Origin of the sequence: Bacillus sp. TH13 (genome assembly GCF_016651175.1) — a bacterium.
GTDB lineage: Bacteria > Bacillota > Bacilli > Bacillales > Bacillaceae_G > Bacillus_A > Bacillus_A thuringiensis_S.
On sequence record NZ_JAEKEJ010000025.1, the window covers coordinates 3628778 to 3651359 of the forward strand.

Genomic DNA, 22582 nt, shown 5'->3' on the forward strand with positions numbered 1-22582 from the left:
TGAAGAAAATGATTTCGGATAAAATTAAATTAACAGCAAAAGATATTTTAGAAAAAGAATTTAAAACAGGTATGAGAGGTTATCAGCAAGAAGAAGTAGACAAGTTTCTTGATATGATCATTAAAGACTATGAAGCTTTCCACAAAGAGTTTGAGCAATTAAAGCAACAAAATGCTCGTTTAAAGCGTGAATTAGAGGAACAAAAACTAGCAGTAACGCAAGTTCCACAACAACCTGTACAAACACCAGTCGCACAACCGGTTTATAACAACACGAATACGGATATTTTAAAACGCTTATCTAACTTAGAAAAAGCTGTATTTGGAAGTAAGTTATACGAATGATGTAAGGTGGGAAAAGGTTTAAGCATTTTACATAGAAAAAAACGTTGCAAAATCTTTTTGTTTCCACTATACTAATGGATGTCATAACGTTTGGGTAATCGCTGCAACGCCAACGTTGTAGAGGAAAGTCCATGCTCGCACGGCCTGAGATGGCTGTAGTGTTCGTGCCTAGCCAATTCATAAGCTAGGGTATTCTGGCTGTAAGGCTGGTTTAACGGCAGGGAAAAAACCTAAGTCCTTTCGGATATGGTTTGACTACCTTTAAAGTGCCACAGTGACGAAGTCCTTGAAGAAATGATAGGAGTGGAACGAGGTAAACCCCACGAGCGAGAAACCCAAATAATGGTAGGGGAATCTTTTCCAAGGAAATGAACGACGGGAAAGGACAGGTTTTATAACCTGTAGATAGATGATTGCCACCGGAGTACGAGGCGTGGGCCGTTTGTAGTACAAAGGAACAGAACATGGCTTACAGAACGTTATGAACCAACTATGAAATAACTCAGCTCTCCTTTGTTAGAGGAGGGCTTTTTATTTGTATGAAGTTATAAAGTATGAGTTAAAATGGTTAATGAGAAAATTTTTCGCAAAATGTAATGATTAATAGGAACAATTGCTATTAATTATTGTTTGAATATACATAAGAGGTGAATGCAAATGGGAAAAGTTACTTTAATTGCAACAGCGGCAATGGGTATTGAAGCGTTAGTTGCCCGAGAAGTTCGCGATCTTGGTTATGAATGTCAAGTAGAAAACAGCAAAGTAACATTTGAAGCAGATGAAAAGGCGATTTGTCGCACGAATTTATGGTTACGTACTGCGGATCGTGTAAAAATTAAAGTTGGCGAATTTAAAGCAACAACATTTGATGAGCTATTTGAAAAAACGAAAGCATTAAACTGGGGAGATTATATTCCAGAGAATGGCGAGTTCCCTGTTATCGGTAAATCTTTAAAATCTGAATTATTCAGTGTTTCGGATTGCCAACGTATTGTTAAAAAGGCTGTCGTTGAAAAATTAAAAACAACATATAAACGTACAACTTGGTTTGAAGAAGATGGTCCGTTATTCCGTATCGAGATTGCAATGCTCAAGGATATTGCAACATTAACAATTGATGCGAGTGGTGTTGGACTTCATAAACGTGGATACCGTATGGATCAAGGGGAAGCTCCGTTAAAAGAAACATTAGCTGCGTCTTTAATTAAATTAACAAACTGGAAGCCAGATCGTCCATTTGTTGATCCATTCTGTGGATCAGGTACAATTCCGATTGAAGCAGCATTAATTGGACAAAATATTGCGCCAGGATTTAACCGTGGTTTCGCATCAGATGAGTGGGGCTGGGTAGGTAAACAAAACTGGCGTGAAGCGCGTCAAGAAGCTGAAGATTTAGCGAACTATAATCAACGATTACAAATCATTGGATCAGATATTGATCATCGTATGATTCGAGTTGCTCAAGATAACGCAGAAGAAGTAGGCTTAGGTGATTTAATTACATTTAAACAAATGCAGGTAAAAGATTTTACAACAAAAGAGGATTATGGCTACGTTGTAACGAATCCTCCATACGGAGAACGTTTAAGTGAAAAAGCACTCGTTGAACAACTGTATAAAGAAATGGGACAAGTATTCCGCCCATTAGATACATGGTCAGCGTATGTATTAACAAGCTACGAAGCATTTGAGAAGTGTTACGGAAAAGATGCGTCGAAGAAGCGTAAACTGTTTAACGGATTTATCCGTACAGATTACTACCAATACTTCGGAAAACGTCCACCGCGTAATTCATAGTATAAAACTCCTCCAGCGCGCATATACTGGCTATTATGTAATGCGTAAAGGAGGAAGTGATATGGATAGTTTCCAATTATCAATGATTCAAAAAGCTATTCACCGTACGTATGATGAGCTCGGAAAAGAAGTGGATAGTCAGGGTGCGATTGTAGATGAAATACAAAAAGCACAAGAAGAATATTTGTCAGCTCTTTCACATGAAACAGCGATTGATAAACGGTATTTAAAGTCATTAATATAGAAGAAAATTTTCCTTTTTCGAAAGGAAAATTTTTTTTCGTGAATTTCTATGTATGGCAACAGGGGAAAGCAAATGCATACATATGCGTAGCAGTTGCTATTATTTTTTTATAGAAAAACTTTTTGGTTGGAGGCTAAGGATGTTTACTGAGAAGAGATTACCATTTGAAGTAGGGAAACAAGATAATTTTTATGATAAGTTGAATGAGTGGATTGGAGATGTATTTTACGACATCCTTCCGGAAAAAGGCTTTGAAGAGCGTGATGAACAAATTTTTATGGCGTTTCAGTTAGAACGTGCTTTCCAAGAAAAGAAAGTTATGTTCGCAGAAGCGGGTGTAGGAACAGGGAAAACAATTGTATATCTTCTATATGCAATTTGTTACGCGCGTTATACAGGAAAACCAGCAATTATCGCTTGTGCAGATGAAACGTTAATTGAGCAGCTGGTAAAAGAAGAAGGGGACATTGCTAAATTATCTGAAGCATTAGGCTTATCAGTAGATGTAAGACTTGCGAAATCAATGGATAATTATTTATGTTTACGAAAATTAGAAGATGTTATGAGTGGACGAGCTCCAGAAGTAATTGAAGACGTATATTACGAGTTACCACAGTTTGTATTCGATCATGGTACGATGCAAAACTTTACTCACTATGGTGACAGAAAAGAATTTCCACTTTTAAATGACGAAGAATGGTCAAAAGTAAATTGGGATTACTTCCAAGATTGCTTTACTTGTGATTCTCGTCATCGTTGTGGACAAACTCTTTCTCGCGAACATTATCGTAAAGCAGCAGATTTAATTATTTGTTCTCAAGATTTCTATATGGATCATATTTGGACGTACGATGCTCGTAAGCGTGAAGGGCAAATTCCATTATTACCAGAAAGTAGCTGCGTTGTATTCGATGAAGGACATCTTGTAGAATATGCAGCTCAAAAAGCTTTAACATACCGTTTAAAGCAAACGATGATGGAGCAACTTTTAACGAGATTGTTGCAAAACGATATTCGCGAGGAGTTTGCACATTTAGTAGAAGAAACAATTTGGCAAACAGAGCGATTCTTTGATGTGTTACAAGAGAATAAAAAGGAAATTGCCGGTTCTGATCGTTTAGAAATTACTGTGACAGAAAAAGTAACAGCTGAAGCGAAGCGACTTTATGCAAAAATTGGTGAAGTCGGTGATGCATTAGTATTTGAAAGTGAAATGCATACAGTAAACACGTATGACTTAAATATCGTTGATGAGCATTTAGATGTGTTAGAACATTCACTTCGTCTGTTTATGCACGAGAAAAATGTAATTACATGGGGCGAAGAAGGTGATGGTGCCTTCACGTTAGTTATTATGCCGCGTGCAGTTGAAGAAGTGTTACAAGAGAAAGTATTCTCGAAGAAAATCCCGTATATTTTCTCTTCTGCGACATTATCGAACAACGATTCATTCGCATTTACAGCAAATAGTCTAGGGGTAAAAGATTACTTATCATTCTCAGTTGCCTCACCGTTTGATTATGAGGAGCAAATGGCGGTAAACTTACTATCGCATACGAAAGAAAATGAATGGGAAAGAAAGTGTCAATATACACTTGAAAATATACAAAAAACAAATGGACGTACGCTTGTATTATTCCGTACAACACAAGAACTTGCAGCGTTTAAAGAATATGTAAGTAAAGAACAAATGTCAGTTCCGTTTCTATATGAAGGAGATCAGGAAATTAGTCAGCTCGTTTCTCGTTTCCAAAATGAAGAAGAGACTGTACTTTGTGCCGTTCATTTATGGGAAGGTTTAGATATTCCAGGTTCATCATTATCACATGTTATCATTTGGTCATTACCATTCCCTCCAAACGATCCTGTGTTTGAAGCGAAACGTAAGCACGTAAATGATCCATTCTGGGATGTAGATGTACCGTATATGATTTTACGACTTCGTCAAGGGATGGGACGTTTAATTCGTACGAGCGACGATAAAGGTGCTATATCAATCTTCTTATCTGATTCAGAAGATGAGAAAGTAGTTGCAGCTGTGAAAAATGTACTGCCAGTAGAAGGTAAAGAATTATAAGGAGAAAGCTTGGCGCTTGCCAAGCTTTTTTCTATTATAAAAGGAATTTATATGTCCGTGTCGAATTAAGTTTGAGGTAGAAAAAGGAGGCTTTTATACGATGACAGTTGCTACATATGAAGTAGAAAAACAATTTTTAACATACGTGAAGAAGATACAGAATTACGGAGAAGCATTAAGTTTAATGTTTTGGGATTTAAGAACAGGTGCACCCAAAAAAGGTGTGGATCAGCGTTCTGAAGTAATTGGTATGCTTTCGTCAGAAGTGTTTGCTATGTCGACTTCAGATGAGATGGGAAACTATTTAACAGAGCTTGAAGCTTTAATACGCGAAGATAAACTTTCTGAAACGACGAAGAAAATGGTTGAAGAGTGCCGGAAAGAATATGATAGAAATAAAAAAATTCCACAAGTTGAATATGAGGCTTATGTGAAATTAGAAGCGAAAGCAGAGAGTGTGTGGGAAGAAGCTCGCGAAAAATCTGATTTCGAAATGTTCCGCCCGTACTTAGAAAAAATTGTGGAATTTAAAAAGAAATTTATTACATATTGGGGTTATGAAACATATAAATACAATACATTATTAGATATGTATGAGCCAGGTATTACAGTAGAAGTTTTAGATCACGTATTTGGTCAGCTTCGTGAGCGCATCGTACCGCTTGTAAAAGAAATCTCTGAGTCTAAAAAAGGATTAAAAACAAGTGCTTTATCGGAACAATTTTCAAAAGAAAAACAAAAGAACTTTACATTAGAATTATTGAAGCAATTGAATTATGACTTTGAAGCAGGTCGTCTTGATGAAACAGTACATCCTTTCGAAATTACATTAAATAGAGGGGATGTTCGTATTACGACACGCTATGATGAAAAAGATTTTCGTATGGCTGTTTTTGGAACAATTCATGAATGTGGTCATGCAGTATATGAACAAAATATTGCAGAACAATTTGAAGGTACACCACTTTGCAGTGGTACATCTATGGGTATTCACGAATCACAATCATTATTCTTTGAGAACTTTATCGGCCGTAATAAATCATTCTGGAAGAAGAATTATGATTTATTAAAAGAGTATAGCAATGGTCAATTTGATGATATGTCAGTCGATGAGTTTTATGATGCAATTAACGAATCGAAACCGTCATTCATTCGTATAGAAGCAGATGAACTTACATACCCGCTTCATGTTATGGTTCGTTATGAGCTTGAGAAAGAATTATTTGATGGTACATTACAAGTGAAGGACTTACCAGCAGCTTGGAATGATAAGATGGAAGCATATTTAGGCATTCGTCCGGAAAATAATGCACAAGGTGTATTGCAAGATGTTCACTGGGCTGGTGGTTCATTTGGATACTTCCCATCTTATGCGCTTGGTTACATGTATGCAGCGCAATTTAAGCAAAGAATGTTAAAAGACATTCCGAACTTTGATGCATTATTAGAAGAAGGAAACGTAACACCGATTCGTGAATGGTTAACAGAACATATTCACCAATATGGTAAAACGAAAAAGCCGCTTGAAATTTTAGAAGATGTAACAGGTGAAGGCTTAAATGCAAACTACTTAGCCGATTATTTAGAAGCGAAATATAAAGAGATTTATGAGTTGTAAAAAAAGAGCTGCTTAATTGCAGCTCTTTTTGTTAAAGGGGATGGGAGAATGGGTTATACATATACAGTAATGAAGCAAGAAGAAGCGGAGGAAATTGCGTATAACTGGTATTATGAAGGGAAATATTCTTTTTATGATATAGAGGCAGATGAAGAAGATTTAGATGAATTTTTACATGGTGAGAGTAGAGGGGATCATACATTTTCTGTGAAGCAAAATGGCATTCTCATTGGTTTTTTTACTGTTTGTAAAATGAATGATGGAACGGTTGATATAGGACTTGGAATGAGACCTGATATAACTGGCAATGGATTTGGTTTACAGTTCGTGAATGCTGGACTAGCTTTTAGTGAAGAAAAATACGGGTGCAATTATATAACACTATCAGTAGCGACATTTAATGAGAGAGCAATCAAAGTGTATAAAAGAGCAGGATTTGAGGCGGTTGGAACGTTTATACAGAAAACAAATGGTAGTTGTTTTGAGTTTTTGAAAATGAACTACATATGTAAACATGATTAAAAAACAGAGGGGTCTTCTGTTTTTTATTTTGATTTAGAAATATATGATACATATTTTTGTACTTGTTGTAATAGAGGGTTTTGAAATTTTGGTAAAGGATGTGTATGATAGAATTTTAGTAGCAAATAGCAGGTTTAGTAAGGAAAGGTAGAGGTAGTATGATTACAATTAAAATGAAAAATGAAATAGATTTGATGCATGAATCTGGAAAATTACTTGCTTCATGTCATAAAGAAATTGCGAAAATGATAAAGCCAGGTATAACGACGCAAGAGATTAATACGTTTGTTGAAATGTATTTAAAAAAGCATGGTGCCACATCTGAACAGAAAGATTACAATGGGTATCCATATGCGATATGTGCATCTGTAAACGATGAAATGTGTCATGGGTTTCCGGCCGATGTTTCTTTAACTGAGGGTGATATTGTAACAATTGACATGGTAGTAAACTTAAATGGTGGTCTTTCAGATTCTGCTTGGACGTATATAGTTGGAAATGTTTCTGATGAAGCAGAAAGGTTATTGTTAGTAGCTGAGAATGCTTTATATAAAGGGATTGATCAGGCGGTAATCGGTAATCATGTAGGAGATATTGGCTATGCAATTGAAAGTTATGTAACAAATGAAGGTTTTTCTGTTGCAAGAGACTTTACGGGGCATGGGATCGGTAAAGAGATTCATGAAGAACCAGCAATTTTTCATTTTGGGAAGCAAGGACAAGGGCCTCAGTTACAAGAAGGAATGGTGATTACGATTGAGCCGATTGTCAATGTAGGTATGCGATATTCGAAAGTAGATTTAAATGGGTGGACTGCACGAACGATGGACGGGAAATTATCAGCTCAATATGAGCATACACTTGCGATTACAAAAGATGGGCCAATCATTTTAACGAAGTTGTAATTGGGAATGAAAGAGTTTGTAAAACTCGAACGAAAATATTAGTTTTTAAAAATTCGTACGTGTTTTTTCGATAAATGCTTTTCAAAGTATAAAAAGTGCGTTATAATCCTTCTATAAAATAAATAGTTAGCTACACTCATATAATCGCGGGGATATGGCCTGCAAGTTTCTACCGAAGTACCGTAAATACTTTGACTATGAGTGAGGACGAATATAGTTGCTTGTTTAGCATTCTTTTTTGCGAAACTCCAAAAGCGCGTCTCTCACTTGTAACGAGTGGTGGCGGCTTTTGGAGTTTTTTTATTGCATAAGAGGGGGAACAAACATGAAAGTATTACAAGAAAAGATTTTGAACGAAGGAAAGGTTTTATCTGGTGACGTATTAAAGGTAGATGCATTTTTAAATCATCAAATTGACCCAGTACTTATGCAAGAAATCGGAAAAGAATTTGCTAAACGTTTTAAAGAAGAGAACATTACAAAAATCGTGACGATTGAATCTTCAGGCATTGCACCAGCTGTTATGGCTGCATTAGAGCTTGGTGTAAAAGTAATCTTTGCAAGAAAACGTAAATCGTTAACGTTACAAGATAATATGTACGTTGCAAACGTATATTCATTTACAAAACAAGAAACAAATGAAATTTCATTATCTCGAAATCATATTGATGAAAATGATCGCGTGTTAATCATTGATGACTTTTTAGCAAACGGTCAGGCTGCTTTAGGTTTAATGAGTTTGGTAGAGCAAGCAGGAGCAAGTATTGCAGGAATTGGAATTGTTATTGAAAAAGCATTTCAAGATGGAGGAAAGAAGCTTCGTGAACAAGGGGTTCGTGTTGAATCACTAGCAGAAATTGCATCACTTGATAACGGCACAGTTACATTTGTACAGCAAGAAACTGCGGAGGTGAAATAAACGATGAAGCAGCATCCATTTAAAATTGCATCGCTTGGTATGCAGCATATGCTTGCTATGTATGCTGGCGCAATTATCGTTCCGCTTATTGTAGGCGGCGGACTTGGTTTAAATCAAAAAGAGTTAACATACTTAGTCTCAATTGATTTATTAATGTGCGGCGTTGCGACAATTTTACAAGCATTATCAAATCGCTTTTTCGGTATTGGACTCCCAGTTGTACTTGGTTGTACATTTACAGCGGTTGGGCCGATGATTGCAATTGGAAAACAATACGGTGTGTCTTCTATTTATGGGGCAATTATTGCTGCCGGGTTATTCGTTGTTATTTTTGCGAAATTATTTGGAAAGCTTGTAAAACTGTTTCCACCAGTTGTAACAGGGTCTGTCGTTACAGTAATTGGAGTTACACTTGTTCCAGCCGCTATTAATGATATGGCTGGTGGAGTAGGAAGCAAAGATTTCGGAAGTCTTGAAAACTTAGCATTAGCATTTGGAGTGTTATTATTTATCATCATTATGTATCGTTTCTTTGATGGGTTTATCCGTTCAATTTCTATTCTATTAGGTTTGTTGTTCGGTACTATCGTTGCAGCATTTATGGGGAAAGTAAGCTTGCAAGCAGTTGGAGAGGCGGATTGGTTCCATGGTATTCAGCCATTTTACTTCGGTACACCAACATTTGAATTAACACCAATTATTACAATGATTCTCGTTGCTTGTGTAGGGATTGTAGAAGCAACGGGTGTATACTTTGCATTATCTGATATTTGCAATAAAAAAATCGGTGAAAAAGAATTAACAAAAGGGTATCGTGCAGAAGGATTAGCGATGGTGTTAGGTGGTATTTTTAACGCGTTCCCATATACAACATACTCTCAAAACGTAGGACTTGTTCAATTAACTGGAGTAAGAAATCGCGTTATTATTTATACTTGCGGTGGTATGTTAATCGCTCTTGGGTTTATTCCGAAAATTGCAGCCATTACAACGATTATTCCGAAGTCAGTACTTGGCGGTGCTATGCTCGCAATGTTTGGTATGGTTATGGCATATGGTATTAAAATGTTAAGTAGCGTTGACTTTGGAAGACAAGAAAACTTATTAATCGTTGCATGTTCTGTTGGAATTGGGCTTGGCGTAACAGTCGTTCCTACATTATTCTCACAACTTCCAGAAAGCATTCGTATTTTAACAGATAACGGAATTGTACTTGGAAGTGCATCAGCAGTATTGTTAAATATTGTATTTAATATGGTGCCGCAGCGCAAAGTGAAAGTAAAAGAAGAGCCGGTGTCTATGCAAAGTGCAGTAAGAGAAGCGTAAAAAAGCAAGGTCTCGTTATGAGACCTTGCTTTTCTTTTTAAGTGGCATCATTTTCCCGTAAGTACCAAGACGCCAAATGTACTCAAGTGGCCCGTATTGGTAATGTGAAAGCCACCAGCGGCTAATAAAGATTTGTAACGTGTAGAAACCGACGCAGAATAGTGGTCCAACCCATAATGGAGCAAGATAATCATTTTTGAATAATAGCCCGAATACAAGTAATGTAACAATTGTATGCGAGATGTAATTTGTTAATGCCATTCGTCCAACATATTGGAATGGACGTAATACTGTTTGCCATTTTTCTTTTTGTAATAAACGCATTAACGTGACAATGTAGAAGATGAACAATGTCTTTCCACTTATCATCGTAATACCCATAAGTGAAAATGGTGTGTATGGTTGATTGTTCATAAAGAAGTAAACCATAATAAACCACATCGGTAATGTTAAAATGAACATAATGATTTGCCATTTTTTAAGTTTTGGATCTAATTCCTTAGCACGGCGGAAAATGTCTTTTTTACCGGCAGATAATCCGAGTAAAAACAATCCTAGTGTTTCAGGAAGCATAATAAGACTGTTACTTATTGCTTCAGAATAGAAAGAATGGAATCTGTCTGTAATTTGTAAGTCCCAGTTTTCTAACGGCATAATGGCTATGGAAAGGCCTAGTTCATTTACCGGCACTAATAACATGAGAAGAGAACCTAATAATGTGAACAATTGCATGAAACTTAATAGTACAATTGACCATATTAAAATAGTACGTGGCTCTCTTTTGTAAAATAAAAATAAGAAAAAACCGGTAATTGCATAAGTATGTAAAATGTCACCGTCCCATAAAAGAACGTAATGTAAGAAACCAAATAATAATAAGATAAGTAAGCGGCGAACAAACAAAGTTTTTGGACGATCGGTCTTCGCTTCAGCACGATTCATAAAAATATAAAAACCTAATCCAAATAAAAATGAAAAAATTGTATAAAATTTCGTTTGAATAAACATATCGTAAAATAGGCGAATATAGCTGTCTATCCCTTCGTAAATTCCTGTAATATCACGTGAGTCAATCCCGGCAATAATTGGCCAGTTAACAAGAAAAATACCCAGTACAGCTATTCCTCTAATAATATCGATGGAATGTATCCTCTCGCCTTGCGTGAGATTTTGTGTCATTTTTTTCCTCCCTGTTAAGTAATTCCCTTTTATTATACAAAATGTAAGATGGAGGGTATAGGGGATATTTCCATTTTTTTAAACTGTTAAGTTATGTAGGATGAGATATAATAAGAGAGCACAATAAGTTTTAACCTTCTTCAAAACAGGCGGTAAAGCTCCTTCTTATAAGGAGCTTTCTTTATGAAAAGTGTTGATAATGATTCTCTTTAATGATAAACTGTATTCAAAAGTGATAATCATTATCAAAAAAAGGTTGGTGCGTAAGTATGGTATATGCGTTAGTAGCAGGTACAGTCGCTGTATATGCAGTTATTACAAAGTATGTTTTAAATGGAGTAGGAACAGCAAAATGAGTGATATGACATAAAATCCCTTTCATTTGTAAAAAGAATGAAAGGGATTTTTTATTTTTAATGAGAATATGCTGAAAATTTAGTATGATAGTAAAGTGAAACTGTAATCAATGGGTAGGTATAACTCTCACTGGTTATGAGCTCGCAAATAGCGGGGAAAAGTATATACATCTTGGATAAAGGGGAACAAGGGGATGACAAACATAGTACAGACAAACGGTATGAGAAAACTTGTTTGTTTTTATGAAGAGTGGCAAAAACACGGCGATGCAGAGAATAGTTTAAAGTTGTTTGAGGTGATTCAAAAATATAAACAAGAACAGCTTATGATAGCGTTCTGCGGTCACTTCTCTGCAGGGAAATCAACGATGATGAATCATCTATATAAAGCACAGTTGTTACCAACAAGTCCAATTCCGACAAGCGCTAACGTTGTCAAAATTGAAAAAGGAATGGATCGTGTTGTTGTAACGGTTAAATCTGGAGAGCAGTACGAATATGACGGTGCATATTCAGCAGAAGAATTAAAGCAAATTTGTAAAGATGGCGATGAGGTAATTGGTGTTCATATTTATCGGAATGATGCACCAATTCCTGAGGGTGTTATGTTAGTTGATACACCAGGGATTGACTCAACAGATGATGCCCATCAACTAGCGACAGAATCAACGCTACATCTAGCAGACGTAATTTTTTATATGATGGATTATAATCACGTCCAATCGGAAGTGAATTTGCAATTTGTTAAAGAATTGAAACAACGTAATAAAACGGTTTATCTCGTTGTAAATCAAATAGATAAACATAAAGAAAATGAATTATCATTTGAGGATTATAAAGATAGTGTGAAACAATCGTTCTCTAACTGGGATATTGAAGTAGATGGAGTTTATTATACGTCATTACGAATGATGAACCATCCACATAATGAAATTGGAAGTTTAGAAACATTAATTACTTCTATTATGAAAGAAAAAGAGCAGTATGTAAGAGAGGGAATGGAGCGAGAAACAGAATATTTAATGGGAGAACATTTCTCGTTTATTCTTTCTGAAAATGAAAAAGCTCTTTTGACATATGAGGAAGAGTTAGCATCACCGCTTTCGATTTCAGAAATAGTTGAAAAGAAAGAAGAGCTAACGGAAACTAAACATCGCGAGGCTAGTAAAGAATCTCATGTGAGAAACGAATTTATAAAAGGTTTACAAGCTATATTAGATAACGCGTATTTAATGCCATTTGAAATGAGAGAATTGGCAAATGCATATTTAGAAACGAAATTAACAAAGTTTAAAGTTGGTTTGCTATTTGCGAAAGGAAAGACGGAGCAAGAAAAACAAAGACGTGTAGAGGCGTTTTATTCTGCCCTTCAAAAGACTGTTGAAACGCAACTTGATTTTCATGTGAAAGAATTTATTGTAGCCTTCTTAAAAGAAGAAGGATTGTTCACGGAGGAAATTGGGAAAGACATATATGCTTTAGAAATTGCTTTTGGACCAGAAATGTTAGCTGAAGTCATTAAACAAGGTGCAGGTTTCACAGGTGATTACTTACTTCTTTATACAGCGGATGTAGCGAATGAACTGAAGAAACGTTATTTTACAAAAGCACAGCAAATTTTTGATAAAAGTGCAGTCGTTTTAAAGCAAAAAGTGAAGGAAGCAGTTGCTCGTATGGAAGAAGAGATTGAAAAATATACGATGTTGCAAACGGCAAAAGAGACGGAATTACAATACAGTAACAATTTAGAGACATATGAAAGTTATTTACAAAATGTTTGGCACGAGCGTGTTGCTACACCAGAAGGATTGCAAATAGAGGAGATATTGCAACGTGAAAAACAAATTGTTAGTGAGAAATTCACACTACAAGAGCAGGAAATGGTAAATGATAACGTAGCGGCTCATGAAGAAGAGATAAAAGGAACGGCAGCTTTAAATATTCAGCGTATATTAGAGAAAGTGAAGAAAGCTGAAATGATATTAGAGCCATTGCCAGCGCTGAAACATGTACAGCAAGAGGTGATAGAAAAAAGGCGTCGTGTGGAAACGAAACAATTTACAGTAGCGTTATTCGGAGCTTTTAGTGCTGGGAAATCATCATTTGCCAATGCCTTACTTGGTGAGAAGGTACTTCCTGTATCACCAAATCCGACGACGGCAACGATTAATCAAATTTTGCCGGTTACAGAGGAAAAACCACACGGAACAGTAATGGTTCAATTCAAATCAAAGCAAGCTCTATTAGAAGATATGAAAGCTGTTTATAAGCTGTTTCATTATGAGATTACTACGTTAGATGAGGCGTTAGCACAAATTGATAAAGTTATGAAATATCCTTCACCGACTGGGAAGCAAAAAACAACATTTAGCTTCTTACGAGCGGTACAAAAAGGGTATGATGCAGTTTCTACTTATTTAGGAGAACAAGTACAAGTCACATTAGAAGAGTTCTCTGATTATGTAGCGAATGAAGAAAAATCATGCTTCGTTGAGTATATGGAGCTTTATTATGATTGTGCTTTAACAAGGCAGGGAGTAGCGCTTGTAGACACACCTGGAGCGGATTCTATTAATGCTCGCCATACGGATGTTGCATTCCAGTATATTAAAAACGCAGATGCTATTTTATTTGTAACATATTATAACCATGTATTCTCTCGTGCTGATCGTGAATTTTTAATTCAGCTTGGTCGTGTAAAGGATACCTTTGCCCTTGATAAAATGTTCTTCTTAATTAATGCGGCGGATTTAGCAGAGTCTGAAGAAGAACTTGAAATGGTAAAAGGTTATATCGCAGATCAGCTACTGCAATACGGTATTAGAAATCCGCGTTTATTTGCAATTTCAAGTTTATGTGCGCTTGAAGAGAAACAAGGAAAGAATGTTGAAAAAGAGAAGTATGGTATTTTACAAAACTCTGGAATTACTAAGTTTGAGGAATCATTTACGTCCTTTATGATGAGAGATTTAATGCTTGTTTCTGTGCATGCTCTATATGGTGCGTTGCAAGGGGCAGATCAGCTTTTAGTAAACATGATAAATGGTGCAAAGCAGGGGAATGAAGAGAAAGAGAAGCAAACGAAAAAATATGAAGCAGAGCGTGATCAACTACTTCATATTATTTCATCATATAGTGTACTTGCTGAAGAACAGGCGATGCAAAATGAAGTGAAAGAGTTGCTTTATTACGTGCAACAGCGTCTATTCCTACGCTATAACGATGTGTTTACTGAATTTATTAATCCGGCGTCACTTCGAACGGATGGAAATGTGAAAACACAATTGCAACAGTGTGTTATGGAATTGGTAGCATTTATTCAGCATGATTTATTACAAGAAATGCGTGCGACATCATTACGTCTTGAAAAATGGATAGACGAAGCGATGAAGCGTGCAAAGGACGAAATTGTAGTGAACTGTAAAGTAGAAAATCAATCAATTTCTATGAATGGAACAGTGGAGTATGAATATAAAGATATTACACATAAAGAACCGTTCCCTTCAGTTGAAATAAAAGATTTCAAAAAAGCACTGGCACATTTTAAAAATGAGAAAAGCTTTTTTGAAAAGAATGACAAAGCTTTTATGCAAGAAGACGCTAAATCTGTATTAGAACCGCTCGTATCAAACTATGTAGCCGATGAAAAAGATTTATTTGTTCATCATTATAAGCAAGAATGGGATATGAAGTGGAACTTATTCCAAAAAGTGATGCAACAAGATGTGATGAACTATTATGAAAGTATATTGTTTGCATTGGCTGAAACGATCGATGTATCTCTATATGAACAAAGTAAAGAACAATTGCAAAAACAGTTAGTAGAGATTGAAAAAGAAATTTATGTTATATAGTCGTTATGAGAAAAAGATTCGTTCAATTTTCTTTTGCAGTACAGTATCTAAAGATTTGACAAATCCAGCAAATTCATCGGTAGAAATCATATGAGTAAGAACGAGTCGTCTGCCATCTGGTGTTTCACCGCATAAGACGAATGAAGAAAATTCATATGTTTTGTTTTCTACTACTAATTTTGGGTAGGAATACGTGTCGCTTTTCTTCTTCTTTCCATCAATAGAGATGACGTTGCATTTTTTCTCATTGTTGTCCATGGTGAATCCCTCCTTTCTATTATTTATGGTAGACAAGGAGGGTTTAGAACAATAGAGATGGGGGGATTTTTTATGTCTTTTGTAATAGAACGTATTTTAAAAGAGGCTATACCGAAGTCTTTATTGCTACTTGCTGATCCAAGTGAACGGCAAATAGCTACATATGTACAAAGAGGGTTAACATACGTAGCAAAGCAAGGGGACAGCGTCATCGGTGTGTATGTTCTTTTGGAAACAAGGCCGAAGACGATGGAAATCATGAATATTGCGGTTGTAGAACATATGCAAGGAAAAGGTATTGGAAAGAAGCTATTAAAGCATGCTGTAGAAACAGCTAAGGAATATGGTATGTCCAAAATTGAAATTGGTACAGGTAATTCTAGTGTTTCACAACTTGCTTTATATCAAAAATGTGGATTTCGTATTTTTTCTATTGATTTTGATTACTTTTCGAAGCATTATGAAGAAGAGATTATTGAAAATGGGATTGTATGCCGTGATATGATTCGGCTTGCAATGGAATTGAATTAGAACGTATAACTTATTTAGGGGGAAGAGAAGATGGAAGTACATAAAGCAATTACAGCACATTCTCGTAAACAAAATGAAAGTGTAAAAGCATGTTTACAATTAGATGCGCAGCGTGAAGCAGCTATTGAAGCAGCCGTATCTCTTGCGTCAAATGGGAAAGAATTTTCGGTTGATGTCATTAATGTTGTAACAAAGCAAATTAATGATCTTGCAAAAAATGGTGTTACCTTGCAGCGTAAATATGTTACAGAAGAAATGGTTATGGAGTATGTAAGTCGTTTACAAGAGAAAGAAGGTCGTTAAAGATGATAGTTACAGTCGAATGGTTACGTGAGCATATAGAAGATGAGAACGTCCGTGTAATCGATTGTCGTTTTGATTTAGCGAATCCTAATTGGGGTAGAGAAAAGTATGAAGAAGAACATATTCCTCATGCGTTATATTTTGATTTGAATTTAGATTTATCAAGTCCTATAGCAGAACATGGTGGCCGCCATCCGTTGCCAAGCATTGAAGAGTTTGCGGACAAGCTTTCGGAGGTTGGTATTGATGAACATACGACAGTAATTGCGTATGACAGTCAAGCTGGTGCAAATGCTGCTCGTTTATGGTGGTTATGTAACTATGTAGGACATGAGAAAGTATATATATTAGATGGTGGTTTCCCGGTTTGGAAAGAGAATGGACTACCGACAACAACTGAAATTCCTGTTGTTATACGAAAAACATTTAAAACAAACATACAAGATCATATGCTTGTATCGATGGAAACAGTAAGAGAGAATATCCAGGCAGGTGCAGATGTTACGTTAATTGATTCAAGAGAGCCAAAACGTTATGCTGGTGTAGAGGAACTTGTCGATCATAAAGCAGGACATATTCCGACAGCAGCAAACTATTTTTGGAAGGATGGAATGTTGCAATCAGGACAATTTAAGAATGAAGCTGAGCAACAAGAACGATTCCAAAACCTGTTGAAAGATAAGGAAACCATTGTATATTGTGGTTCTGGTGTTACGGCATGTCCAAATATCGTTGCATTAAAATTGGCTGGATTCCAAAATGTTAAATTGTATGCAGGTAGCTGGAGTGATTGGATTTCTTATCCAGAAAATCAAATTGCAAAAGAAGAAGATTAATCACTTGCATGCAAAAATAATTTGTATTAAAATAAGGTCACAAGCAAGAGATTGCTCGAAAAACTTTGTATTTTACACATTAGAAACAATGTGATAATATAACGACAAGTAAATAATACATCCTGCGGTGTGCGTAACTTATTTATGTCTAAAACCGATGTTAGTTATACGGAAGCTCAATATTTAGCGACCATCATCAAGCCTTCCTTGTGGAGGAAGATGTACGGTAACTGTGAGGGCATCCACCTGCGAGTAGCGGGTTTTTGGACATTTACGAGGAGCGGCACGTGCGGGGGTCTTATTTCAACTAACCTTATATAAAATTCCTACGGTGTACGTAGCTTATGCATGTCTTAAACCAATAAGTTTAATATGGAAGTTCAATATTTAAATGTAGCTAACATGCCATCTTTTTAAGAAGGAAGTTACAAACATTTGTGAGAGCATCCACCTGTGAGAGCAGGTTTATGGACATCTAGAGAGAACGGCATATGTGGGGCTATATAAAAACCTTACGTTTTATACGTAAGGTTTTTTTGTTGCATAGATATATCAATATTATCTTGATTCACCTGTGAAGTTTCCGTAATAAATGTAGCACTTTCTGTCTTCATCAATCTCTCTTGAATCCAAGGAGAATTCCATAGACATGCCGTCTCGCTGAATATATATAATATCTGAATGAAGAGATGGTAAAATTTCTTCGTAGTTCCATACATCTTGACTATCTACTATGTTTGAACTCGTTTCACTTAGTTCTCTAATTTCAAAACCGATGTAGGAGTATGTAGGGTCTGAAGGGTCATTTGCGAAAACTTCTTTTTGAATATAAATAACTGCTGTTCCGTCTGGATCAACCGAAGTTGCAGTAACAACATAAGTATTTTTCTCTTTAATAAAATATTCACAAGTCATGCGTGCGATAATTTCAGAATTAGAAATATTTGCGTAGTTCCATAAAGCAGGATACCCTTTTGTTTCATCATTAAGTCGATATTCTAAGCGCATTTAATCCCTCTTCTTCCTTTTTCTTCTACTTTATCATGCCGTCTTATATAATAGAAATATAATTTAAAAAGGGGAGTGCGAAGGTGACAAAAACGAAATGGCTAGTAGGTGGTGTCGTAACATCTTTAATGACTGGCACTTTATTTGGCTGCGCACAAGATCTTCCCCCAAAACCGAATGATAATAGTTGTTCTGATTGGGATTGGGATGATGAACTTGGGGTATGGCAGTGTGATGATAGTAGTTCAGGTTATCGTGGGCATTATTTCTATGGTGGGCGATACTATCAAAATAAGTCCACCTTTAAAAATTCATCGGCGTTTAAATCGTATCAATCGTCTGCTGAATTTAAAGGTGGAATTGGAAGCGGTTCAAAGGGAGGATTTGGGGGCTAAAATATGTCGCAATACATAAGGGATCGAAAAGAATTTTATTTAAAATATCCGAATTTTTGGTCGGATTTATATGAATGTGAGTATAGTTTGTTTCATGTTTTTTCTATAACAAATCAGACTTTGGACCAATTACACTTAGCGACTGAACGAATGGGGAAAATATTTTTTAAGACTGCTAGACTGCTGCGTAATTTAAGTGACGAACAGCTTCTAGATCTTGGCTTTCCATCCGCGAGTTTATCTTTCATTAGAATGAAAGGGCTTTATCCTGAATCTGTAATTTCGCGATTTGATTTTGCTGTAACAGAGGATAACAAAATCAAAATGCTTGAGTTTAATAGTGATACACCAACTTTTATTGTGGAATGTTTTCAAATGAATGGGAAAGTATGTAAAAATCTAGGCTATGATGATCCAAACTCGGATCAAGAACGATTGCTAGCTTCTGGTGTAACGAAAGCAGTAATGGAAGCGACAAAGGGATTAGATAATCCAAATGTTGTTTTTACAGCACATCATGAACATATCGAGGATTGGAATACCACTATGTATTTAAGTCAGCTATGCCATGTTGAAAATAAAGTAGTGCCAATGTCAGAACTTAGAATTACAAAGGATGCTCTAGTCGATAAAGATGGGGCAAAGATTGATGTTTTATATCGCCAAACATATCCGATAGAAGATTTAATTGAGGATCAAGATCCTGAAACAGGAGATTTGGTAGGTGTGGAACTGTTACAACTTGTAAAAGCCGGAAAGCTTTTTATAATAAATCCTTTGTCAGCATTTTTACTTCAGCCAAAATCAATTCAGTGTCTTATTTGGGGGTTAGCAGAAGAAGAGGCCTTTTATACAAATGAGGAACAACAGTGGATTAAAGAATATATGTTACCTACATATTTAGAACCAGATTTATTTTTAGGCAAAGGTTCTTTCGTTCAAAAACCTTCATTTGGGAGAGAAGGAGATACAATTACGATTCGCGATAAAGACGAAAATATTATGCTTCAAAATGCACACCAAACGTATAAAGCGTCACTGCCGATATTTCAAAAGTATACCGAACTGCCAGTCGTATCCTTGGAAACAGAAAAAGGGATCGAGAAACTGTCATATGTGTTTGGTTCGTTTTTAATTGCTGGAAAAGCGAGTAGTATCGGTATTCGTGCGGGAGAAAAGATTACCGGAAATGAATCGTACTATTTACCGGTAGGTATAAAAAGGAGGGGAAAAAATGATTAATTTTTTATTATATTTAGCAGTAACACTCGGCCTTTTATGTATAGGTCTGTTCTTGATGGAAGTGACAACGAAAGTTAAGGAATTTAAGTTAATGGCTCAAGGGAATAAGGCGGTAAGCTATGTGCTTGGAGGACGATTACTTGGGTTAGCTATTGTTTTATATTCGACAGCAGCTAATTCAATTTCACTTCTTGATATGATTTCGTGGGGAGCAGTTGGGATTTTGGCTCAAATTATCGTTTTTTATTTAGCTGAGTGGCTTACACCGCGCTTTAATATAAACAAAAGTCTTGAAGAAGATAATCAAGCAGTCGGTCTTTTTCTTATGTTTTTATCGCTTTCAATTGGGATTGTAATTGCTGGCTGTATAACTTATTAAAAACTTTACGTTAGTTTGCCATACCTTTTGAAAAAATTGTAGGCTATGGTTGACATCTATTTTAAATAAGAGTAACATTTTCAATGTAATGAAAATAAGTCTCTGTTAGGTGAGGCTCCTGTATAGAGAAATGCTACTGCCCAAAAATGTCGAGAGACGCCAATGGGTCAACAGGAATGATCGAATTAAGGTTTTTCTTAACGTAGCTGGTAATGTACCTATGCTATACAGTGCTAAAACTCGGTGAGGGAGAGGTCCGTAGATTTCTAATTATATTAGAAATCGTTTATTTGTGTATGTAATGGCCGCTACTCTCTTAAGGGTAGGGGTCTTTTTTGTTACCAAGCTATGAGTAATTTCATAGTATAAACTATAAAATTAAACGAGGAGGTGAGGAGCATGTCAAATTCTGACTCGGTTCCGTTACCCATATACTTCAAATCAAAAATATATGATGTAGGCAGGAAACGACTTGTTCCTCCCTCTATATTTATCACAATGTAGCGTTTATAAAGCGCTAGACACTTTCACAGTAAAGTGGATAAATTGAGAAACAAAGCGTTTCTTCCTATGTTGTAAAGGAGGAGACGATAATATGTTATATGCAAACAAAACTGTGGGTAACACGTCATATAAACTAAGTAAAAAATCAATAAAAGAACAAACAATGCTTCAAAAAAATAAAGATTTATTAATTGAAATTGCAACAAGAGATGTAAAATCTGTATTTGCATATTTTAAAACAACAAGAGACGGACTATCAATGAAAGAGGCACAAAAACGTATTCAAGTATATGGCCGAAATGAACTAACTTCAAAAAGAGCACTTCTTGCAGAAGTAATGATAAAGCTTGGTGGCATGATCCCAGGTTTTTCAAAACAACGTGTGTGTGATGAATTACAACGTGAAACGATTACTGTATCTAGAGTAGAATGTTCTAGTAGTACAGGGCTAAATAGTGAACTGAAAATGATGGAGATACCAGTGCAAGAACTTGTACCTGGAGATATGATTTTTCTTTCGGCTGGAGATGCTGTGCCAGCTGATGTACGTATTATTTATGCAGATGATTTATTAGTAAATGAGTCTGTGTTAACGGGAAACGAAGCGAGTATAGAGAAGTTTGAAAGCTGCTATCACCTTGAACGTAAACGATTTATTCCATTAAAACGGATGAAAGATTATAATCCACTTGAGCTTGAAAATGTATGTTTTAAAGGTTCGCATATTGTTAGTGGAAATGCAAAGGCTGTCGTTGTTTCTACTGGGAAAAATACGTATTCAGGCATATTGCATACATGTTGTAGTAGGATGTCTTAATGTGTTAATGGTGCTAAATATACAAAAACAATGTATAATAGACAAAGTTGAGCAAAAACGTAGAATGGTAATCTATTTATATAACCTTACGTGATAACGTGAGGTTATTATTTTTTTAATAGGAGAGGAATTATGAAAAAAGTATTATTAGTTGATGGTATGGCACTATTATTTCGTGCTTTTTACGCAACAAGTGTCTACGGACAATTTATGAAACGACAAGATGGAACACCTACGAACGGGATTCATGGTTATATGAAACACTTGTTAACAGCTACGCAAGCGATCGAACCAACACATATCGTTACATGCTGGGATATGGGAAGTACGACATTTAGAACAGAATCGTTCTCGAATTATAAAGCAAATCGTGCAGCGCCACCAGAAGAATTAATTCCTCAATTTGATTTAGTACAAGAAATGACTGCGAAATTATCCATTCCAGTTATCGGTATGAAAGGCTACGAAGCCGATGATTGTATCGGTACGCTTGCAAAACAATATTGCAATGAAGCTGAAGTTTATATTTTAACTGGTGATACAGATTTACTTCAACTTGTTGATAAGAACGTTACAGTTATGCTTCTGCGTAAAGGAATTGGAAATTACGAATATTACACACCGGAGAAAATCATGGAAGAAAAAGGTATAGAGCCGTGGCAAATCGTCCATGCAAAAGCTTTCATGGGAGATACAAGTGATAATTATCCAGGTGTAAAAGGTATCGGTGAAAAAACAGCGTATAAGCTTATTCAAGAGCACGGAACAGTATCCGCTGTACTAGAAAATGTAGAATCATTAACAAAAGCGCAGCGTACGAAGATTGAAAGTGATTTAGAGAACTTAAATATTTCGTTACAATTAGCACAAATTCACTGTGAAGTTCCAATTTCATGTTCACTAGAAGAGGGATTACACACAATGGATGGAGAAAAACTTAGATTTGTTTGTGAAGAAATGAATTGGGGAAGACCTGAAATATTAATAAATATGCTATAAATAGTTTGGAAAGAGGGATGTTGCATAAGTCGAGCTTTGATTTATGCAACACCTTCTTTTTGTTTTTGTAAACAGTATTATAGTAAATAAAATTATGTCGAACTCAATTTTAAATATATAAATGTTTCGACAAGGTATAATGATAAAAGTTGATGAAAATAGTAACTTT

21 protein-coding genes, 3 other RNA genes and 2 riboswitches are annotated in these 22582 nt (G+C 35.8%); of the genes, 21 read left to right on the forward strand and 3 right to left on the reverse strand.

What is annotated here, in order from left to right; genetic code table 11:
- Positions 1-8 precede the first annotated feature (8 nt).
- The 10 genes from gpsB (at position 9) to pbuX (ending at position 9752) form a co-directional block, all read left to right on the forward strand.
- Positions 9-344, forward strand: a complete 336-nt coding sequence (gpsB, locus tag JFU02_RS27290; RefSeq protein WP_000622431.1) for a cell division regulator GpsB — start codon at positions 9-11, stop codon at positions 342-344.
- An 86-nt stretch (positions 345-430) separates the two neighbouring features.
- Positions 431-821, forward strand: an RNA gene (rnpB, locus tag JFU02_RS27295) — RNase P RNA component class B.
- A 180-nt stretch (positions 822-1001) separates the two neighbouring features.
- The gene (locus tag JFU02_RS27300) at positions 1002-2141 is read left to right on the forward strand and encodes a THUMP domain-containing class I SAM-dependent RNA methyltransferase (protein WP_000521232.1); all 1140 of its coding nucleotides are present in this window, start codon (positions 1002-1004) and stop codon (positions 2139-2141) included.
- 61 nt (positions 2142-2202) lie between these two features.
- A complete protein-coding gene (locus tag JFU02_RS27305; RefSeq protein ID WP_000376895.1) occupies positions 2203-2385 on the forward strand; it encodes a DUF3921 domain-containing protein in 183 nt (60 codons plus the stop codon).
- Between the two features lie 139 nt (positions 2386-2524).
- Positions 2525-4462: an ATP-dependent DNA helicase gene (locus JFU02_RS27310; protein ID WP_098838393.1), complete on the forward strand. Its 1938-nt coding sequence runs from the start codon at positions 2525-2527 to the stop codon at positions 4460-4462.
- A 100-nt stretch (positions 4463-4562) separates the two neighbouring features.
- Entirely contained in the window at positions 4563-6080 is a 1518-nt protein-coding gene (gene ypwA / locus JFU02_RS27315) for a carboxypeptidase (protein WP_061666877.1), read from the forward strand.
- A 48-nt stretch (positions 6081-6128) separates the two neighbouring features.
- Positions 6129-6602, forward strand: a complete 474-nt coding sequence (locus JFU02_RS27320) for a GNAT family N-acetyltransferase (RefSeq protein WP_000542518.1) — start codon at positions 6129-6131, stop codon at positions 6600-6602.
- 158 nt (positions 6603-6760) lie between these two features.
- A complete protein-coding gene (locus JFU02_RS27325; RefSeq protein ID WP_098838394.1) occupies positions 6761-7507 on the forward strand; it encodes a type I methionyl aminopeptidase in 747 nt (248 codons plus the stop codon).
- A 116-nt stretch (positions 7508-7623) separates the two neighbouring features.
- Positions 7624-7725, forward strand: a riboswitch (purine riboswitch).
- A 107-nt stretch (positions 7726-7832) separates the two neighbouring features.
- Complete coding sequence (locus JFU02_RS27330) at positions 7833-8426, forward strand: xanthine phosphoribosyltransferase (RefSeq protein WP_000866483.1); 594 nt, start codon at positions 7833-7835, stop codon at positions 8424-8426.
- A gap of 3 nt (positions 8427-8429) precedes the next feature.
- A complete protein-coding gene (gene pbuX / locus JFU02_RS27335; protein WP_000809215.1) occupies positions 8430-9752 on the forward strand; it encodes a xanthine permease PbuX in 1323 nt (440 codons plus the stop codon).
- 15 nt (positions 9753-9767) lie between these two features.
- Here the strand turns inward: pbuX and JFU02_RS27340 are convergent, their stop codons facing one another.
- Positions 9768-10931 (reverse strand): DUF418 domain-containing protein, encoded by a 1164-nt coding sequence (locus JFU02_RS27340; protein WP_086405885.1) that lies wholly within the window; start codon positions 10929-10931, stop codon positions 9768-9770.
- A 550-nt stretch (positions 10932-11481) separates the two neighbouring features.
- On the opposite strand from JFU02_RS27340, the gene JFU02_RS27345 reads away from it, so the two are divergent.
- A complete protein-coding gene (locus JFU02_RS27345) occupies positions 11482-15141 on the forward strand; it encodes a dynamin family protein (protein WP_086405886.1) in 3660 nt (1219 codons plus the stop codon).
- Between the two features lie 3 nt (positions 15142-15144).
- On the opposite strand, the gene JFU02_RS27350 is transcribed toward JFU02_RS27345, so the two are convergent.
- Positions 15145-15399, reverse strand: a complete 255-nt coding sequence (locus JFU02_RS27350; protein WP_000369740.1) for a DUF3931 domain-containing protein — start codon at positions 15397-15399, stop codon at positions 15145-15147.
- 72 nt (positions 15400-15471) lie between these two features.
- Here JFU02_RS27350 and JFU02_RS27355 point away from each other — a divergent pair, with 72 nt between their 5' ends.
- The 5 genes from JFU02_RS27355 (at position 15472) to ssrS (JFU02_RS27375) (ending at position 17573) form a co-directional block, all read left to right on the forward strand.
- Entirely contained in the window at positions 15472-15930 is a 459-nt protein-coding gene (locus JFU02_RS27355) for a GNAT family N-acetyltransferase (RefSeq protein ID WP_016082228.1), read from the forward strand.
- A 30-nt stretch (positions 15931-15960) separates the two neighbouring features.
- Complete coding sequence (locus tag JFU02_RS27360; RefSeq protein WP_000451820.1) at positions 15961-16233, forward strand: YpbS family protein; 273 nt, start codon at positions 15961-15963, stop codon at positions 16231-16233.
- A gap of 2 nt (positions 16234-16235) precedes the next feature.
- Entirely contained in the window at positions 16236-17069 is an 834-nt protein-coding gene (locus JFU02_RS27365) for a sulfurtransferase (RefSeq protein WP_061666873.1), read from the forward strand.
- A gap of 116 nt (positions 17070-17185) precedes the next feature.
- Positions 17186-17368: non-coding RNA, 6S RNA (gene ssrS / locus JFU02_RS27370), on the forward strand.
- Positions 17369-17389: 21 nt separating this feature from the next.
- Positions 17390-17573: non-coding RNA, 6S RNA (gene ssrS / locus JFU02_RS27375), on the forward strand.
- A gap of 54 nt (positions 17574-17627) precedes the next feature.
- Here ssrS (JFU02_RS27375) and JFU02_RS27380 read toward each other — a convergent pair.
- Entirely contained in the window at positions 17628-18077 is a 450-nt protein-coding gene (locus JFU02_RS27380) for a hypothetical protein (protein WP_001235523.1), read from the reverse strand.
- 83 nt (positions 18078-18160) lie between these two features.
- On the opposite strand from JFU02_RS27380, the gene JFU02_RS27385 reads away from it, so the two are divergent.
- The 5 genes from JFU02_RS27385 (at position 18161) to JFU02_RS27405 (ending at position 22413) form a co-directional block, all read left to right on the forward strand.
- Positions 18161-18472: a hypothetical protein gene (locus JFU02_RS27385; protein ID WP_000169030.1), complete on the forward strand. Its 312-nt coding sequence runs from the start codon at positions 18161-18163 to the stop codon at positions 18470-18472.
- A gap of 3 nt (positions 18473-18475) precedes the next feature.
- On the forward strand, positions 18476-19714 hold the full coding sequence (locus JFU02_RS27390) for a glutathionylspermidine synthase family protein (RefSeq protein ID WP_000084937.1): 1239 nt from the start codon (positions 18476-18478) through the stop codon (positions 19712-19714).
- Positions 19707-20093: a DUF350 domain-containing protein gene (locus JFU02_RS27395; protein ID WP_000606857.1), complete on the forward strand. Its 387-nt coding sequence runs from the start codon at positions 19707-19709 to the stop codon at positions 20091-20093. Before JFU02_RS27390 ends, JFU02_RS27395 begins: the two co-directional genes overlap by 8 nt.
- A 94-nt stretch (positions 20094-20187) precedes the next feature.
- A riboswitch (M-box (ykoK) riboswitch) is annotated at positions 20188-20353 on the forward strand.
- A gap of 335 nt (positions 20354-20688) precedes the next feature.
- Complete coding sequence (locus JFU02_RS27400; RefSeq protein ID WP_000964946.1) at positions 20689-21414, forward strand: P-type ATPase actuator domain-containing protein; 726 nt, start codon at positions 20689-20691, stop codon at positions 21412-21414.
- 132 nt (positions 21415-21546) lie between these two features.
- A complete protein-coding gene (locus JFU02_RS27405; protein ID WP_000757064.1) occupies positions 21547-22413 on the forward strand; it encodes a 5'-3' exonuclease in 867 nt (288 codons plus the stop codon).
- The last annotated feature ends 169 nt before the right edge of the window (positions 22414-22582 follow it).